Source organism: Natronomonas sp. CBA1123, from assembly GCF_009741925.1.
GTDB lineage: Archaea > Halobacteriota > Halobacteria > Halobacteriales > Haloarculaceae > Natronomonas.
On sequence record NZ_WPCC01000036.1, the window covers coordinates 1 to 15,716 of the forward strand.

Below are 15,716 nucleotides of genomic sequence, written 5' to 3' on the forward strand. Positions count from 1 at the left end.
AAAACTCGAACTCGTCAAACGCGACCACGGCGAGAAGTCGGAGTCTCGACCATACCATGCTCCGCGTCGAGGACGCAGACGAGGCCATCGGCTGGTTCAGCCGGAAACTGGAGTACGACCTCTTCCGACAGGCCGAGTTCGACCGAACTTCGCGTTGTACTTCATGAAGCCCGAAAGACGCCGCCGAAGAGGCGATGAGCGTCGACTGACGTACAACTACGATGGCCGAAGCTACGAACTGGGTGATTCGTGGGGCCACGTCGCCGTTCGGTGTGACGACCTCGATTCGACGTGGGAGACGCTGATGACTCGTGACGCCGCCGACTACCGGGACCCCGAATCCTGCGGGAACCGCTATGCGTTCACGAAGACGAACGACGGTCACGAAGTGGAAGTAGTCACGCGGGTAGTCGAACGCGAACGGCGACGGAGTCGTCGTGAGCGCCTTTTTCATCGAAGTTTTTGCCGCGAGTGGTCGCACTCCGTGCGACCCGAGCGGGAAAAAGTTCGGCGTTGAGGAAGACGAACGACGGTCACGAAGTGGAAGTAGTCACGCGGTAGTCGAACGCGAACGGCGACGGAGTCGCCGTGAGCGCCTTTTTCATCTCCCGTAGCCATCTCCGTCCGACCACGTAGCAGCGGCGCAGTCCCGTGGCCGTGCGCTCGTCGCGCCTTCGACGACAAAACATATACTCGTCGTCCTGCATTGCTTCGACAATGAGTCTCTCCGCGCTCCCGACGAGTGGCCCCTCGGTGTTGCCGGTCACCGACGTGCTCGCGTGGATTATCGTCGCTGTTTTCTTCGCCGGCGTGCTCGCAGAGTCGACGGACCGCCGTGCGGCGGCCCGAAAACTGACCGCCGGCGCGTGGGGGCTGTTTTCCGTGTTCTGGTTGCTCCTCATCCACTTCTACGTCTTCGTCCACCGGAGCATCGTCGAGACGGTGTTGGTCGCAATCGCCGTTCCGGCGTGTCTGTACGTCGGCTGGCGGCTGTATCACGGCCGAGATTCGCTGCTGGTCGTCTCCAGAGCCGTCGCGTTCATGGGGCTGCTGTATCTGCCCTTCGAGACCTCGCCGGCCGCCCGGCAGTTCCTCATCGAGACGGTCGCCACGCAGACGGCGTGGCTCATCGAGGCGCTCGGCTACGGTGGGGGGATGGAACTCATCGAGGACCCCTTCGGCGAGACGGGTTACGTGAACACGTTCTTCTTCCCGGCGACGGGCCGGTCCTCGCAAATCGTCTTCGCCTGTACCGGGTTGGCGAGTATGGCGATTTTCGGTGGCCTTTCGGCTGCCGTCGACGCGCCGCTCCGCCGAAAAGTGACTGCCTTGGTCGCGTCGGTGTCCATCATCTGGGTGCTCAACCTCGGCCGAAACGCCTTCATCGCCCTAGCGAACGGCCACCAGTGGTTCGATTACGCGTGGCTCGAAGGCCCGGTGATGTTCGTCTTCGGGCTGTCGGACCCCGGGCGAGTGTCGTTCTTCGTCGCCGACCGAATCCTCTCACAGGGGCTCGCGGTGTTCGCGCTCATCGGCGTCGCCTGGCTCGTCTCGCGGTGGCTGCCCGAGCTGTTGGACATCGCCGAGGAACTGCTGTCGCTGCTGACGGGTAGTGAGGTGACGCTCCGCTCGCCACAGACGGCCACGGACGGAGGTGACCCCGAGCCGTGACCGAGGACTCACGGCTGGACGGTCTCCGTGAGGTATCGAGGCGGCGCTTTCTCGCTGGTGCAGGCGCGACGTTGGGTGGTGTCGGTGCGGCGAAGGCGATTCACAACACGACACTCGGATACGGGCAGTTCGGCATGGGGACGAACCTCCACGAGCAGGACCTCGCTCCGGTCATCACCGAGCGCTTGACGCCGAGTTACGACGAGACGGTCGACGGCACGCGGCTTCGCCTCGTCGAGAACGGCGTCACGGCGTGGAACGACGACGCGACGCACCGACTCGCGTTCACTGAAGACTCCGCCGCCGACGCCCGCGAACTCGATTCGGAACTCGGTCTCGGTGGGCGCCTCGCCGAGCTGTTCGTCGACGGGGAAGCGCTGTTGGCCGGCGACTACAAATTCGAGTTCAGCCAACCGGAGGCGTTCTTCGAGCGCGTCACGCAATCCGACGCCCGCTCCGACGCAGTCGCGGCTGTTCGGGGCCGCCGTGACCGAACCGTCGACCCGGCTATCGTCGAACGGTTCGCCGATGCCGACCCCGCAAAAATCAGGGCGCTCGTCGACGGCCTCGTGGCGGGGTTCCGCGAACACGCGGGGTACGACATCCCCCGGTATCTCGCGGGCTCCGTCGAAGACAACGTCGTCTTCGGAACCGTCGACCTTCGGAAACACTTCGAGGGGGAGGTCACCTTCGAGGCGATTTTAGAAAACGACGGGACAGGGCTGTTCTGTTGGGAGTTGGTCCATCGCTCGATAGATGCGCTTCAAGCGGTCGGCCCGTGGCAACAGACCGTTCCCGTCGCGGCCTGTTACATCAGCGACCGAAGGCACAAACACGCGTTTACGGGTGTCACGAGCGTCATCCGCGAGGACGACGAACTCGTCTTCCCGATGACGTTCCTCGATTACACCCACTCGACGCTGTACGACGACCTCCACATCACGGGCGTGACGGGTGAGGGATTGGCGGCGTACACCGACGGCCACCGCGCCGACGAAGTGTTCTGGTGACGGTTCCGCACGAGTCGAACACGGGCCAACAAGGATTTTACCGCACCGACCCTTCCTGTCGGTACGAATAGATGCTCCCCTTCGACGTACTGGCGGTGACGGACCCACTTGCGTGGGTTCTCATCGCGCTGTTCGGCGGCGGTGCCCTCGCCGAGCGGTGGCGTCCGGACCTCGCACGTTACGTCGTCGGCGCTGCGTGGGGGCTGTTCGCCGTCTTCTGGCTGCTGCTCGCGCCGTTTTTCTTCTTCGAGCAGAACAGTTTCGTCGAGGCGCTGCTCGCTCTCGTCGGCGTCCCGGCGTGTCTGTACGCCGGGTATCTGCTCGTTGACGGCCGGGATTCGCTGTTCGTCCTCTCGCGGGCCGTGGCGGTGATGGGCATCATCTACCTCCCGGCGGAGACGATACCGCTGGTCAGACAGCTGTTGGTCGAACACGTCGCCAGCCAGACGGCGTCGCTGATGTCGTTGCTCGGCTACGACCCGACGCTGCAGCCCATCGGGCCGGAGCGGCCGGCCTACGAGGGGTTCCACGCCGCCTTCTACTTCGAGACGCCCGACCCGAACCACGCCGGCATCGTCTACAACATCATCATGGCGTGTACGGGACTGGGGAGCATGGCCATCTTCGCCGGCTGTATCGCCGCGGTCCGGGCGCCGTTGGGACGAAAACTCCGGGCGCTGGCCGTCTCGATTTCCATCATCTACGTCCTCAACATCATCCGGACGACGTTCATCGGGCTCGCCTTCGGCCACCAGTGGTTCGACGGGCCCTACACGCCCTACCTCATGACGGTGTTCGGCGAATCCGACCCCTACATGGTGTCTCACATCGTCGCCGAGAGCGTCATCAGCCAGTTGCTGTCGGTCGTCGCATTGGTGGCGATTGCGTGGTTCGTCATCCGCGAACTCCCCGAACTACTCGTCATCATCGACGACGTGGCGTACATGGCGACCGGCGAGGACCGCGACACGGCGTCGGAACTCGGGTTCCTGCCGGACACGGAGGAGACGGTGACCGAACGACCGACCGGCGACGACTGACCCGCTGTCTCTACACCGGGTCGGGAAGCGACTCCTCCGGTGCGCCTGCCAACGTCGACAGCGCGTCGTGTTCGAGGACGTGGAGGTCGCCCGGAATCACGAGCAGGTGGAGGGGGTCGCCGAAAGTCCGGTCGGCGAGGGCATCGAGTCGGTCGGCGGCGACCACCGGGTCGGGACTTCCCGCGCGGGCGACGACACAGCCGACACAATCGAGTTCCTCGGCGAGTAGTTCGGCGGCGTAGTCGGCAGTCATGTACTCCTCGTGGTCGGGGTCGATTCCCGAGGGGCCGGTTCCAACCTTGATATCGAGGTAGACGAGGGTGTGGAGGCCGCGCTCGCGGTTGTCGGCGATGGTGTCGAGGACGCTGCCCGGAACGCCGTCGGCGCCGTGGGCATAGGGGAAGGGGAGTGTCGTCGCCTTTCCGAAGCGGTAGTTCTGGAGGCCGGTCAGGGAGGCAGCGGCCGCCTCGGCGGTCGTTCCGTGGACGACTCGCGTCTCGATGTCGCGTTCGGCCGCCCGGAGTCGCAAATCGACGTGGGTGGTGGAAATCATCGTGTCGCCGGCGGTGAGGAAGACGCACTCGCCGTCTTCGGCGGCGTCGAATATCGGTTCGGGGTCGGATTCGACGCCGGGGCGGTCCCGCACCTCGATGTCGGTGTCGTGGTAAGATTCGAGGGATTGGACGCTCGCGCCGGCGAGTTTGCTGGTGTAGAACTCCGCGAAGACGCGGTCGGCCGACCGAATCGCCTCCCGCCCCTCGACGGTAATCGAGCGTTCGTCGTAGAGGCCGAGACCAACGAAAGTGAGCATACTCCCGTTCGGGGGGCCGCGGTCAAAAGCGCCGCGTTCGCCGGCCGCGGAAACGTCAGGCTTACCGCCCGCGCCCGCCGACTGCCGGTAATGGCTGTTCCGTGCGTCCGCGTTCCCCGCGAGCGGGGCGAAGAAACCAGACAGCGACTCGCCGAAGCGGACGCTATCGCCGACGGCTACGAAATCGAGGTCGTCGACGGTGACATCTACATTCCCGTCGAGGAGTCACTCGACCCGGCCGCGGTCGACGGCGAACTCGTCTACCGAGACGCCCCCCGTTCGAGAGGGCCAGACGCTCCCGAAGGACCTGCTCGGTTTCGACCCCTCCTACGAGCGACTCGGCGAGATAGCCATCATCGACGAGGACGACGACGAACGCGCCAAAGAAATCGCTGACGCGCTCATGGATTCGGATTTGCCCATCGGGACGGTCGTCAACCGCGCCTCGCCCATCGAGGGTGAACTCCGGGTTCGGAACTGGGACGTACTCGCCGGCAAGACGACCGAGACCGTCCATCGCGAGTACGGCTGTGCGTTCGAACTCGACATCGCCGAGGTGTTCTTCTCACCCCGATTGGCCACCGAACGCCACCGCGTCACCGACCAGGTCGAGTCGGGCGAGCAGTTCCTCGATATGTTCGCCGGCGTCGGCCCGTTCGTCATCCCTGCCGCGAAGCGGGGCGCCGAATGTGTCGGCGTCGACCTCAACGAAGCCGCCGTCGAGTACCTCCGCCGGAACGCCGAGCGAAACGGCGTCGAAGACCGCGTCACCGCAATCGCGGGCGACGTTCGGGCGGTCGACGGATACGACGATTGGGCCGACCGTATCGTGATGAACCTCCCACACAGCGCCGACGAGTTCCTCGACACCGCCGTCGAACTCGCCGGCGACGACTGTGTGATTCACTACTACGACATCCAACACGACACCGACCCGTTCGGCCCCGGCGAGGCCGCAATCCGGGCGGCCGCCGAACCGGCCTACGAGGTCACCGTCGAAACGAGACACGACGTGCGGTCGTACGCCCCCCACGAGCGCAACGTCTGTCTCGACGTTCGGCTTCGTCGCTCCCGGTAAGAGGCCCCCACGCCATCGTTTGGACGCGTTTGTCAGAACTCCTTTAGAGTGATGTGAGAACCGTCGTAGTAACCAGGGGTGCCCCAGAACATGCGTACCGAATCGACAACCACGGAACGTGTTCGTTCGTTGCTGTTGGTCGCCGTGATGATTTGTGCTCTCGTCGGCGGCTCCGTCGCGGTGGCCGGGTCGGCGACGGCAGACCTCGACACCTCGTCGGGTTTCACGACCGACGACACGTCGAGCGACGGTAGCGACAACACCAATGACACGGACAGCGGGACGAATACCACCGAATCGGATGAGACGACCAAGAACGAAACCTGGACACACACTGGGGAGGCGACGGCCGGGCCGGATAGCGTCGGCGTGACGGCTGGGGCGGATGGACAACCGGCAATCGCGACCGCCGATGCCGGCCCGTCGACGTTGCGGTTCACGGAGGACGAGCCCAACGGCTTCCCGGCCGACGGGACGGCGACGCTGACGCTCCCCGAAGACGGCGGCGTGACGTTCGACACCGAAGCGAGTTCGGTTTCGGTGACCGCGACCAACGCGACGGTCTCGGGGACGGACCTCTCCGAACGGGAACTCTCGATTGCGGTCGACACCGAAAACGGGACCGACACCAAAATCACCGTCGACGGCCTTCGGTTCGCCGTCACAGCGGATGCGAAAGCCACGGAAGCGACGTGGACGTTCGGGGATGCGACTGGAACCACGACGGTCGAACCGGAGCGAATGACGGCCGCCGGATTCGGCTCGGTCGTCGCACGCGGTGCCCACGGCGCTCCCGAGGAGGGAACTGGATTCTCGCTACAGCCCGACCAAGGGGAGGCCCGAACCAACGGCTTCCACGAGCGAGGAGATTTCGTCGGCGTCTTCATCGACGAGGCGTACGCCGACCGACTCGCTTTCGACCGCTCTTCGGTCGACGACCTCGAAATCCGAACGACCAACGGATGCCACCGGGACAACCTCGTGGAATCGACGGGCGCCAGAAACGTCTACGTCCAAGATGGCGTGTTGTTCTTCAAAGTTTACTGCCAACTCGACCACAGCGACTACCTCACTGTCCAGAACGTGCGGTTCAATACGACTGGTGCGACCGCGGATGAGGCCCCGGACTTCGATGCGGCGCTCGAGGTGAAGTACGACCCAGTCAACAACACCGACTCGACGCGTGTGGCGGCCGACGGCGACACCCAAGTGTCCGTCCGCTCGCCGACCGTCGAGGGGGCGAACACCTCGGTCGAACGAGGTTCGAACGCCACTGATGGTGATGAACCGGTGTCGATTACCCTAACCGACGAACACGGCGGGATGGTCGCAGATGGGAGCCAACTCACCCTTTCGCTGGCCGGCGGCGACGGCGTCTCGTTCGACGACTCTCAGAGCGTCGAAGTCGTCTCCGAGAGCGACTCCTTCACCGCGACGGTCGCCGAGGTGACTCCGGGCTCGATAGTCCTCGACGTCGACGGCGACAGTTCCGCGGGCGATTCGCTGACGATCCGGGGTGCCAACGAGAGCGGCCTCACTTTCGATGTCGGCGAGAACGCCTCCGACGCCAACCTGACGGTGACGACCAACGCCGGCGGCGACGACGTGACCCAACGAGCAGGGAGCGTCTCAGTCGGTGGTTCGGACTCCGGGGCTGACGAGGGAGACGAGGGAGAGGACGAAGACAGCAGTGGTGACGACGGTGGTGGTGAGGATGGAATCGGCGATGGTGACGATGGCGACTCCGACGGTGATGGCGAAGGCGGTGAGAACGATGATGGCGAAGACGGCGAAGAAGACAGCAGCAACGATAGCGACGATAACACTGGCGACGGAACCGAAAACGCAGATGACGACTCCGGTCCCTCCGGTGGCTCCGGGGACTCGCCCCCGAGTTCCGGCGGTGGCGGAGGCGGCGGAGGCGGAGGTGGCGCCCCCGCGGATGACTCGACCGACGATTCCACTGCCGACGACAACGCCGCAGCGACGGCAACCCAACCCATCGAGGACGCGGCACCCGACCAGCCCGGCACGACCGTCGAGTTCGACATCGGCATGCTCGATTCCATCACCTTCGCCGAGGGGGCGTCGGGCAACGTCACGGTGACGGTCCACGAAGAACTCCCCGAGGGCGTCCCAGCCACGCCCGGGACGTTGATACGAGCGATGACAATCGAGGTGCCCGAGGAACTCGAAAACGAGTCGGCCACCATCACCATGTCAGCCGATGCCGACTCGCTCGATGCCGACGCCGAGCGGGTCGTGCTTGGTCACTACGACGACGGGGATGGCGAGTGGGACACCCTCGAAACGACGGTAAGCGAGTCCGAGAGTGGCGAGTTGACCTTCGAGGCGACCACGCCCGGGTTCTCGCTGTTCGCGGTCCAGACGACCCAGTCGACACCCACTCCGACAACGTCCGGAACCGAGGGGACGGCGACCCCGGCCGATTCCGAAACGGAAACGCCGACACCCACCGCCGCCCCCGGCGACGACGCTGGTGGTGACGGCCCCCTCCACGAAGCCGCCGGTTTCACCCAGTCGATGGGAACGAGCGTTCTCCTCGGCGTCGCGATTGCCGCGCTGCTGCTCGTCGTCTCGGGTATCCGGCTGTACCGTCGCAACGATAGCCTGTAGTCGCGTCCCTCGAAGTAGGTTCGCAACCCTTATTGCGATTATCCTCCCACGGTGGAATAGGCGCGCCGGAGTAGCTCAGCTGGCAGAGCGATTCCTTCGTAAGGAATAGGTCGAGGGTTCAAATCCCTCCTCCGGCTTCTTCTGCCGAACCACGTGAGGCGAAAGCCGAGCGTGGGATTCGAATCGAGAACAGCTCCGCTCCGACCCCGGTTCACAATCATCTCATCCGGCTTTTTGACGGAACGAAGTGGAGTCGGAGCGCGAGGAGCTAGGCTGGGTCCGTCGACCGGAGCAGCGCCGACAGCATCTTCGATTCTGCCTTTCGGAGGTGTTCGTCGACCGTCGACGGCGCACACTCCAGTTCGTCGGCCAACTCGCCCTGATTGACCTGTCGGGGGATGTCGTAATAGCCCATTTCGACGGCGGTTTCGAACACTTCCCGCTGGCGGTCGGTCAGCATCGACAGCATGTCCCGTGTCCCGGGAGAGTACTGGCCGACCTGTTGAATGGAGACGCTGATGTGGTCGGGGACGGCCTTCAGCGCCTCTCGGAGCATGTCGTGAGTGCCGACGATGGTGACGAGGACGCCGCCGCGGTCGGTGAACTCGATGGGCGTGTCGATGATGAGCGCGAACTCGTAACACAGCGCCATCAGTGTGCCAGCGGGTTCGCCGGGGTGGACGTGGACGTAGAGGTGGAAGGTGTTCTCGGCTTCGACGTCGAGTACGTCGTAGCTGATGACGGAGTCGTGGGCTTCGACCGCATCGACGACAGCGTCGCGGTCGCCGTTGAGGCGGTACAGCAACACGCCGGTTCCGTCGCCGAAGGAGTCGATGTGGAGCAGCGCTTCGCGTCCGACCCCGTCGATACGGGACAGCTCCGCGTCGACCGGGTGAATCCCGTTATGTTCCGACGTGAGGACGAGGTCGAAGTATCGCATGGGCTGTTCGTGTCTCGTGTATCACACCCATTGGGGTAATCGTTTGGGTCGCCACGGGTATTTTCGCACCGTCTACAACCGGGAAACTGTTTATGCCGACGCCACGACTGAAACACGCATGCGCAAGGTTGCTATCGACGACGTCGACATCGAGTTGAGTCCGTTGGGCGTCCACAGCGTCAGACGGCCGGTATCGGATGCACTGGGCACCGACCACTTCGCGATGAACTACTTCGAACTCGAACCCGGCGAATCCTTCTCCGGGGGGCTCCACACCCACCACGACCAGGAGGAGGTGTTCTACGTCCAGTCCGGGGAGGCGACGTTCGAGGTCGCGGACGAACCCAGCACCGACGCCACCGAATCGGTCTCGGTCGGTGCCGGCGAAGTGATTCGGTTCCCGCCCGGGCAGTTCCAAGAGGGCTCCAACGACGCCGACAACGACGACCCGGTGGTCGGATTCGCCTTCGGCGCGCCCTCCTCGAAACACGACTGGGACTCCATCGAATCGGTGATGCCTTGCAGCGAGTGCGGCGAGGAGACTGGCCACGGTCTCTCGCTCACCGAGGAGAACACCTTCGAGTTCACGTGTACGGAGTGTGGGAACGAACTGTCGTTTTGAACGTGTCGGCCCCGCGAGGACGTATTTTTCACCGGTCAGGGGAAAGATACTTGTGATTGGGTACTACCCGTCTAACGTATGCCACACTGCCGGAACTGCGAAGGGTTCGTAACGGAGAGTTACGTCCGCGTGTTCGCACCACAAGAGATGTCGTCGGTACGTGTCTGTCCGAACTGCGAGGACAAGTTGCGGGATGGGGCAGAGGTGCGGGAGGCCCGTTCGACACGGCAGAACTGATTTTTACGGACGAGAACCGTATCAGTCGTCACCCGGGGCGACGGCGACGGTGCCCTCTTTGAGATACTGCTCGCCCCGTTCGGTCACCGCGTAAATCACTTCGCCACTGACCGGTTCGAGCAATCCGTGGTCGACGAGCGTGTCGACGCGCCGTTCGACGTAGCCGAGGTGCATCCCGAGCCGATTGGCGATGAGCGGCACGTAGTCCGGCGGGTTCTCCGAGAGGAATCGCAGGATTCGCTCGTCGGCCGGATGGGTCCAATCGGGGCTCGTCGACATGCTGTTTGCCTCCGTCAACACTATTAGTAGAAGAACCCACAAAACTGTGTCGATTGTTCACAAGGGACATGATACATCGAGCGAAAGTGGTAGGCCGTCCCCCTCGTAAGGAACGCCATGGATACCGCCTTCGAGGACCCGCGGTCACCCGACCGGCGGCGTGACGCCGCCCGAATCGGTGCGGGACTGCTCGCGTTGGCCGTGACGGTGGTGTGGTTTCGGGAGCCGCTCGCCGCCGTCTGGCCGCTCGTCTACCCGCCGACGGACACGATGGCCGCCACGCTGGCGTTGGTCGTCGTCTTCTCGCTTTTCCTCCCGATGATGGTGGCTGCAGGTCTCGTCGATTTGCTTTACGACCGCTTCGTGGGTGAGTGAGTCGGCGACGTCGCCTCGGCTGCTGCCGTCAACTCGGCCTCGGTGACGACGTCCGCCCGTCCGTTCGGCGTCTCGACGCCGTCGAGAGCGAGGAGTCGAGCGCTGGCCGTGGCCACCGTCGCGTTCGCGTCGGTCAGCGGGGCGGTGATGACGGTCGCGTCGGCGCGCTCGGCCAGCGAACTCGCTGCTCGAATTCGGTCGTCCGGAACCGGGCCGAACGGCGGCGCCGTGACGAGGTCGCTCGCGACGCTCCGAGCGGTCGCCGCCGCGGCGTCGCCCTCGGGGAGGACGCCTGCCGTCACCTCGATGCCGGCGTCGACCAATCGACCGATGGTCCGAGCGGCCCGCTGGCCGCCGCCGAGAACGTGGACGTGCCGGTCGCCGGGCGGTGCGTCCGAAAGCGGCGTCACCGTCGGCGTTCCCGTGATGGGATTCGTTCCGACGGCGCTCCGGACGCCGAATGCGGTCTCCAGACGCTCGGCGTCGAGGACCTCCTCGGGCCGGCCGCTGGCGAGAATCTCCCCGTCGGAGAGCAACGCGACGCTGTCGCAGAACCGCGCCGCGAGGTCGAGGTCGTGGATGGCTGCGACGACCGTCTTTCCCTCCGCCGCGAGGTCACGAGCCAACGACAGCGTCCGAACCTGATGGTTGATGTCGAGGCTCGCGGTCGGTTCGTCGAGCAGTAGCACCGGCGTCTCCTGTGCGAGCGCGCGGGCGAAGACGACTCGCTGGCGTTCGCCGCCGCTCAGCGCGCTCACCGAGCGGTCCGCGAACTGCGCGGTGTCGGTCCGGTCGAGCGCCGACTCGACGGCGGCCCGGTCGGCCTCACTCGCCGTCGAGAACCGCGAGCGGTGTGGCGTCCGCCCCATCGCGACTACCTCGGACACCTCGAAGTCGAACGCCAAACTGGTCTCCTGTGGCACCGTCGCGACGAGCCGACCGATTTCTCGGGCCGACAGTTCCGAGACGTCCCGTCCGTCGACGGTGACCGTCCCCCGTGACGGCCCCAGTAAGCCGTTGCACGTCCGGAGAAGCGTCGTCTTCCCCGCCCCGTTCGGGCCGACGAGCGCGAGGAACTGCCCATCCTCGACGGACAGCGAGACGCCATCGAGGACGGTCGTCTCGCCCAACTCGATGCCGACGGAGTCGAGCCGAATCACAGCGCGTGCACCTCCCGTTTGGTCAATAGATACAGGAAAAAGGGTGCTCCCAGCGCTGCCGTGATGATTCCGACCGGCATCTCCGCCGGTCCCATCCGGGCGACGGTGTCGGTGGCGACCAGAAAGACAGCGCCCGCGAGCGCGCTCGTCGGCAGCAGTATTCGGTGGTCGGGGCCGACGACGAGCCGCATCGCGTGTGGGACGATGAGGCCGACGAACCCGATGACGCCCGACACCGCCACCGCGGCGGCGGTGACGATGCTCGAAGCCGCAAGCAGCACGCGCTTCGTGCGTTCGACCTCGATACCGAGGGTTCGGGCGTCGTCCTCGCCGAGCAACAGGACGTTCAAATCACGCGCGTACGCCAACAGCAGAACGAAGAAGACGGCGACGACCGGCAGCGCAACCCGGACCCGCCACCAGCTGCTGTACTGAAGGTGACCCATCAGCCAGTGGACGGCTCCTTCGAGGCCGTCGCCGGCGTGCAACAGCATATACGAGATGACCGCCCCGAGGAACGTCTGGATGGCGACGCCGGCCAAAAGCAGCGTCGCGACTGGCGTCCGGCCGCCCTCGCTGGCGATGAGGTAGACGCCGAAGGCGGTGACCACGGCACCGACGAAGGCGAAGGCGGGCAGTCCCCACCCGGCGACGATTTGGGGGAGGATGCCCCCGACCGCCGACGTGAGCGCCGCGCCGAAGACGATGTAGGCGACCGCACCGACCGCGGCGCCGGTCGAGACGCCGATTATCGAGGGGTCTGCCATCGGATTTCGGAAGAACCCCTGCATCACGGTGCCCGCCAACGCGAGTGCGAACCCCACGATTCCTCCGAGGACGATACGCGGGAGCCGTATCTCCCGGACGATAGTCGTGGTCGTCGCCGGCACCACGAACTCGAAGGGATGAACCCACGTCACCCCAGAGGTGTCGACGGTCGGCACCGCGACCGCATTGAGAACGACGTAGGCGACCGACAGCGGCGTGATGTCGGCGTACCCGAGCGTCGCGCTCACGAGCACGACGGTTACGAACAGCAGGGCTAACCCCGCCGACCACGCCAGCGCCCGTCGGAGGACCATAGACACAACTGCGGTTGGATTAGCCAAATACTTATTGCCCTCGTCTCTCTGTTCGCTCGATGACCCGACGCTACACTGCCGTCCTCGTCACGGCGCTTCTCGTCGTCGCGCTCTCTGCGGCCGCCGCCCCCGCTGCGGGCGCGACCGCACAGAGCGATGCCGACTGTTCGTTCCCGTTCACCGCGACCGATGCCACGGGGACGAACGTGACCGTCGAGGAACGGCCCGACAGCATCGTCGCCCTTCAGCCGAGTGCGGCCCAGACGCTGTGGGAACTCGACGCTCAGGACCGCGTCGCCGGCGCCCCGGTCGGCCCCTACACCGACTACCTCGAGGGCATCGACGGGAAGACGAACGTCCTCAACGACGACGGGTTCTCCGTCAACCAGGAGGCCGTCGTCGAACTCGACGCCGACATCGTGTTGGCACCGAACATCGTCCCCGACGAGACGGTCCAGAGCCTCCGTGAGGCCAACCAGACCGTCTACAAGTTCGGCTTCGGCAACTCCCTGCAGTTCGTCGCCGACAAGACCACACTGACCGGCCAACTCGTCGGTTCCTGTGACGCCGCCGAGACGACGAACGAGGAGTACTGGAACCGCATCGACTCGGTCCGCAACGGCACCGGCGCCTACGAATCGCCGCGCGTGCTGCACTTCACGGACAACTTCACGGCTGGGTCGGGAACGTTCATCAGCGAACTCATCACGACCGCCGGCGGCGTCAACGTCGCCGCCGAAAACGGCGTCGAAGGGTACGGCCAAATCAACGACGAGGCCCTCGTGGAGTGGAACCCCGAGGTAATCATCGTCGCCGACGACGAGGGGCGGGTCCCGAACACGGCCGCCTACGAGTCGACGTTCGCCGTCCAGAACGACCAGGTCGTCGCCATCAACGGCAACTACCTCAGCCAACCGGCGCCCCGAATCGCCATCGCACTGGAGTCTATCGCCGAGGCGCTCGCGGAGGCCGAACTGGAATCCGACGCGACGCCGACTGCAACAGCGGCCGATTCGGAGCCGTCGACGACCGAGACCGATTCGACTGACGGCGACGGCGCCGGCTTCGGCGCGCTCGTCGCACTCGTCGCACTCCTCGGCGCCGCGCTCCTCGCCCGTCGGCCGTAACCGCCCTCTTTTTACGCCGCCGTCGCCCACGTCGACTATGGTCGAGAACGTCATCTGGCCCGCCTATCTCGACGCGGAAATGTCTCGCAGCGAGGGCCGGCGCGTCCCCGCGGACCTCGCCGTTCCGGAACCCACCGTCGACGAGATAGCCAGCGCGGTCCAGCAGGTCGGTTACGACGCCGTCATCGAGCGCGAGAAGACGTATCCGCGGGAGTACGAACCCCGCGGTCGCGTCCTCGTGAAGGACGCCGACGACGCCACGAAATCCGACCTTCTCGGGGCCGTCGCGGCGTACGTCTCCGCCCTTCGGGAATGAAACGCGTCGGCGAGGTCGTCAGGACCGCCCAGGGGTTGGCCGTCGTCCGCTGTCCCGACGACGACCACCCGGACATGGGGGCCGCAGTCGTCGACCAGGACCTCGAGTCGGTCGGCCGCGTCGTCGACGTGTTCGGGCCCGTCGACCGTCCCTACGTCGCGGTCTCTCCCGAGCAGGGCGTCGACCTCCCGCTGTTGCTCGGGACGAAACTGTACGCCCGATAGCCCTCCGTTCGGAGACCGCAACGCCCAAACGACCGCCACCGGACGGTAGAGTATGAAGCGGGCCTACGTCGCTGTCGCCGCCACCGTCGGTATCTTCCTCCTCGTCCAGTTGGGCGCTCTCGCCCTCGTCGAGCCGTTCATGGAGGCCGGCTACCAGACCGTCGAAGACCCCTCCGACCCGACCAACAGCCTCCTGTACATCGGCGCCATCATCGTCGCGACAGCTGTGATGCTCGTCGCCCTGAAGTTCGGCGTCGACCAACTCCTGCAGGGACTCATCGTCTTCGCGTCGGTGTTCCTGTCGTTCTACGTCTTCTCGGTCGTGATTCCCGCCGTGGTCACGTTCGGGGGGCTGAACGTGCTGGCTGTCGGCGCCGCACTCCTGTTGGGCGTCGGCCTGCTCGCGTATCCCGAGTGGTACGTCATCGACGCCGCAGGTATCGTCATGGGCGCCGGCGCGGCGGGCCTGTTCGGCATCAGTTTCGGACTCCTCCCCGCCCTCGTCCTGCTCGTCGTGTTGGCAGTGTACGACGCCATCTCGGTGTACGGCACCGAACACATGCTCACGCTGGCTTCCGGCGTGATGGACCTCCGACTGCCGGTCGTGTTGGTCATTCCGTTGACCCTATCGTACTCGTTCCTCGAAGAGGAGGGGCCGGAGACGATTTCGGACGACGAAGACGAGGCCGAGGAGACTTCCGGGGCTGAAAGTGACGACACCGAGGGAGCCACCGAGGAAGAGCCACCCGAACCGTTCGAACGCGACGCCTTCTTCATCGGGTTGGGCGATGCGGTCATCCCCTCGATTCTCGTCGCCTCGGCGGCGTTTTTCCGTCCCGGCGACGCGCCGTTGTTGGACGTGCCCGGGTTGGCGGTCACCATCCCTGCACTCGGCGCCGTCCTCGGCACCACCGTCGGACTACTCGTCCTCATGTGGATGGTGATGAAAGGGCGTGCACACGCCGGACTGCCGCTGCTCAACGGCGGCGCAATCGCGGGCTACCTCCTCGGTGCGCTCGTCGCCGGCATCGCTCTCGTCGACGCCGTCGGCCTCACTCCCTACCTCTGACAGAAACGCGTTTCTGCTGAGTCTTAAGGGCGGCCGCC

General features: G+C 65.3%; 15 protein-coding genes, 1 tRNA gene and 1 pseudogene. 12 read left to right on the plus strand and 5 right to left on the minus strand.

Annotated elements, in window-relative coordinates; translation table 11 throughout:
• The first annotated feature begins 717 nt into the window (after positions 1-717).
• From artA (GJ631_RS13980) to artA (GJ631_RS13990), 3 genes are all read left to right on the plus strand, one after another.
• The gene (gene artA, locus GJ631_RS13980; protein ID WP_197425080.1) at positions 718-1,671 is read left to right on the plus strand and encodes an archaeosortase A; all 954 of its coding nucleotides are present in this window, start codon (positions 718-720) and stop codon (positions 1,669-1,671) included.
• Positions 1,668-2,681 (plus strand): hypothetical protein, encoded by a 1,014-nt coding sequence (locus tag GJ631_RS13985; RefSeq protein ID WP_156709749.1) that lies wholly within the window; start codon positions 1,668-1,670, stop codon positions 2,679-2,681. Before artA (GJ631_RS13980) ends, GJ631_RS13985 begins: the two co-directional genes overlap by 4 nt.
• Before the next feature lie 71 nt (positions 2,682-2,752).
• A complete protein-coding gene (gene artA / locus GJ631_RS13990; RefSeq protein ID WP_156709750.1) occupies positions 2,753-3,721 on the plus strand; it encodes an archaeosortase A in 969 nt (322 codons plus the stop codon).
• Between the two features lie 10 nt (positions 3,722-3,731).
• Here artA (GJ631_RS13990) and dph5 read toward each other — a convergent pair whose 3' ends face one another.
• Positions 3,732-4,532 (minus strand): diphthine synthase, encoded by an 801-nt coding sequence (gene dph5 / locus GJ631_RS13995; protein ID WP_156709751.1) that lies wholly within the window; start codon positions 4,530-4,532, stop codon positions 3,732-3,734.
• A gap of 90 nt (positions 4,533-4,622) precedes the next feature.
• On the opposite strand from dph5, the pseudogene GJ631_RS14000 reads away from it, so the two are divergent.
• From GJ631_RS14000 to GJ631_RS14010, 3 genes and pseudogenes are all read left to right on the plus strand, one after another.
• Positions 4,623-5,610: pseudogene (locus GJ631_RS14000) on the plus strand (class I SAM-dependent methyltransferase).
• A 90-nt stretch (positions 5,611-5,700) separates the two neighbouring features.
• Positions 5,701-8,247 (plus strand): PGF-pre-PGF domain-containing protein, encoded by a 2,547-nt coding sequence (locus tag GJ631_RS14005; protein WP_156709752.1) that lies wholly within the window; start codon positions 5,701-5,703, stop codon positions 8,245-8,247.
• A gap of 64 nt (positions 8,248-8,311) precedes the next feature.
• Positions 8,312-8,384 (plus strand) — tRNA-Thr (locus GJ631_RS14010).
• A 131-nt stretch (positions 8,385-8,515) separates the two neighbouring features.
• Here GJ631_RS14010 and GJ631_RS14015 read toward each other — a convergent pair.
• The gene (locus tag GJ631_RS14015) at positions 8,516-9,187 is read right to left on the minus strand and encodes a helix-turn-helix domain-containing protein (protein WP_156709753.1); all 672 of its coding nucleotides are present in this window, start codon (positions 9,185-9,187) and stop codon (positions 8,516-8,518) included.
• Positions 9,188-9,305: 118 nt separating this feature from the next.
• Between GJ631_RS14015 and GJ631_RS14020 the strand changes: the two genes are divergently transcribed.
• Positions 9,306-9,809, plus strand: coding sequence for a cupin domain-containing protein (locus tag GJ631_RS14020; RefSeq protein WP_156709754.1), 504 nt, complete (start codon positions 9,306-9,308; stop codon positions 9,807-9,809).
• A gap of 258 nt (positions 9,810-10,067) precedes the next feature.
• On the opposite strand, the gene GJ631_RS14025 is transcribed toward GJ631_RS14020, so the two are convergent.
• Positions 10,068-10,325, minus strand: a complete 258-nt coding sequence (locus tag GJ631_RS14025; protein ID WP_156709755.1) for a helix-turn-helix domain-containing protein — start codon at positions 10,323-10,325, stop codon at positions 10,068-10,070.
• Between the two features lie 117 nt (positions 10,326-10,442).
• On the opposite strand from GJ631_RS14025, the gene GJ631_RS14030 reads away from it, so the two are divergent.
• A complete protein-coding gene (locus GJ631_RS14030; RefSeq protein WP_156709756.1) occupies positions 10,443-10,700 on the plus strand; it encodes a hypothetical protein in 258 nt (85 codons plus the stop codon).
• Here the strand turns inward: GJ631_RS14030 and GJ631_RS14035 are convergent.
• Complete coding sequence (locus GJ631_RS14035; protein WP_370518681.1) at positions 10,676-11,860, minus strand: heme ABC transporter ATP-binding protein; 1,185 nt, start codon at positions 11,858-11,860, stop codon at positions 10,676-10,678. The two genes, GJ631_RS14030 and GJ631_RS14035, sit on opposite strands and share 25 nt — an antisense overlap.
• Positions 11,857-12,942, minus strand: a complete 1,086-nt coding sequence (gene btuC, locus GJ631_RS14040; protein ID WP_156709757.1) for a vitamin B12 ABC transporter permease BtuC — start codon at positions 12,940-12,942, stop codon at positions 11,857-11,859. Before btuC ends, GJ631_RS14035 begins: the two co-directional genes overlap by 4 nt.
• Before the next feature lie 59 nt (positions 12,943-13,001).
• On the opposite strand from btuC, the gene GJ631_RS14045 reads away from it, so the two are divergent.
• The 4 genes from GJ631_RS14045 to GJ631_RS14060 are packed head-to-tail and all read left to right on the plus strand — an operon-like array spanning position 13,002 to position 15,678.
• Positions 13,002-14,069: a PGF-CTERM-anchored ABC transporter substrate-binding protein gene (locus GJ631_RS14045; protein ID WP_156709758.1), complete on the plus strand. Its 1,068-nt coding sequence runs from the start codon at positions 13,002-13,004 to the stop codon at positions 14,067-14,069.
• A 37-nt stretch (positions 14,070-14,106) separates the two neighbouring features.
• The gene (gene srp19 / locus GJ631_RS14050; protein WP_156709759.1) at positions 14,107-14,385 is read left to right on the plus strand and encodes a signal recognition particle subunit SRP19; all 279 of its coding nucleotides are present in this window, start codon (positions 14,107-14,109) and stop codon (positions 14,383-14,385) included.
• Positions 14,382-14,609 carry an H/ACA ribonucleoprotein complex subunit GAR1 gene (locus GJ631_RS14055; protein ID WP_156709760.1) on the plus strand — a complete coding sequence of 76 codons (228 nt, stop codon included), beginning with the start codon at positions 14,382-14,384 and terminating at the stop codon, positions 14,607-14,609. The genes srp19 and GJ631_RS14055 overlap by 4 nt, the downstream gene beginning before the upstream one ends.
• Before the next feature lie 52 nt (positions 14,610-14,661).
• On the plus strand, positions 14,662-15,678 hold the full coding sequence (locus GJ631_RS14060) for a presenilin family intramembrane aspartyl protease PSH (RefSeq protein ID WP_156709761.1): 1,017 nt from the start codon (positions 14,662-14,664) through the stop codon (positions 15,676-15,678).
• Positions 15,679-15,716 lie beyond the last annotated feature (38 nt).

What these genes read in the sequence shown, in the direction of transcription:
- artA (WP_197425080.1), top strand. Translation starts at nt 718, where the DNA reads ATGAGTCTCTCCGCGCTCCCGACGAGTGGCCCCTCGGTGTTGCCGGTC.
- artA (WP_156709750.1), top strand. Translation starts at nt 2,753, where the DNA reads ATGCTCCCCTTCGACGTACTGGCGGTGACGGACCCACTTGCGTGGGTT.
- dph5 (WP_156709751.1), bottom strand. Translation starts at nt 4,532, where the DNA reads ATGCTCACTTTCGTTGGTCTCGGCCTCTACGACGAACGCTCGATTACC.
- GJ631_RS14005 (WP_156709752.1), top strand. Translation starts at nt 5,701, where the DNA reads ATGCGTACCGAATCGACAACCACGGAACGTGTTCGTTCGTTGCTGTTG.
- GJ631_RS14015 (WP_156709753.1), bottom strand. Translation starts at nt 9,187, where the DNA reads ATGCGATACTTCGACCTCGTCCTCACGTCGGAACATAACGGGATTCAC.
- GJ631_RS14020 (WP_156709754.1), top strand. Translation starts at nt 9,306, where the DNA reads ATGCGCAAGGTTGCTATCGACGACGTCGACATCGAGTTGAGTCCGTTG.
- GJ631_RS14025 (WP_156709755.1), bottom strand. Translation starts at nt 10,325, where the DNA reads ATGTCGACGAGCCCCGATTGGACCCATCCGGCCGACGAGCGAATCCTG.
- GJ631_RS14030 (WP_156709756.1), top strand. Translation starts at nt 10,443, where the DNA reads ATGGATACCGCCTTCGAGGACCCGCGGTCACCCGACCGGCGGCGTGAC.
- btuC (WP_156709757.1), bottom strand. Translation starts at nt 12,942, where the DNA reads ATGGTCCTCCGACGGGCGCTGGCGTGGTCGGCGGGGTTAGCCCTGCTG.
- GJ631_RS14045 (WP_156709758.1), top strand. Translation starts at nt 13,002, where the DNA reads ATGACCCGACGCTACACTGCCGTCCTCGTCACGGCGCTTCTCGTCGTC.
- srp19 (WP_156709759.1), top strand. Translation starts at nt 14,107, where the DNA reads ATGGTCGAGAACGTCATCTGGCCCGCCTATCTCGACGCGGAAATGTCT.
- GJ631_RS14055 (WP_156709760.1), top strand. Translation starts at nt 14,382, where the DNA reads ATGAAACGCGTCGGCGAGGTCGTCAGGACCGCCCAGGGGTTGGCCGTC.
- GJ631_RS14060 (WP_156709761.1), top strand. Translation starts at nt 14,662, where the DNA reads ATGAAGCGGGCCTACGTCGCTGTCGCCGCCACCGTCGGTATCTTCCTC.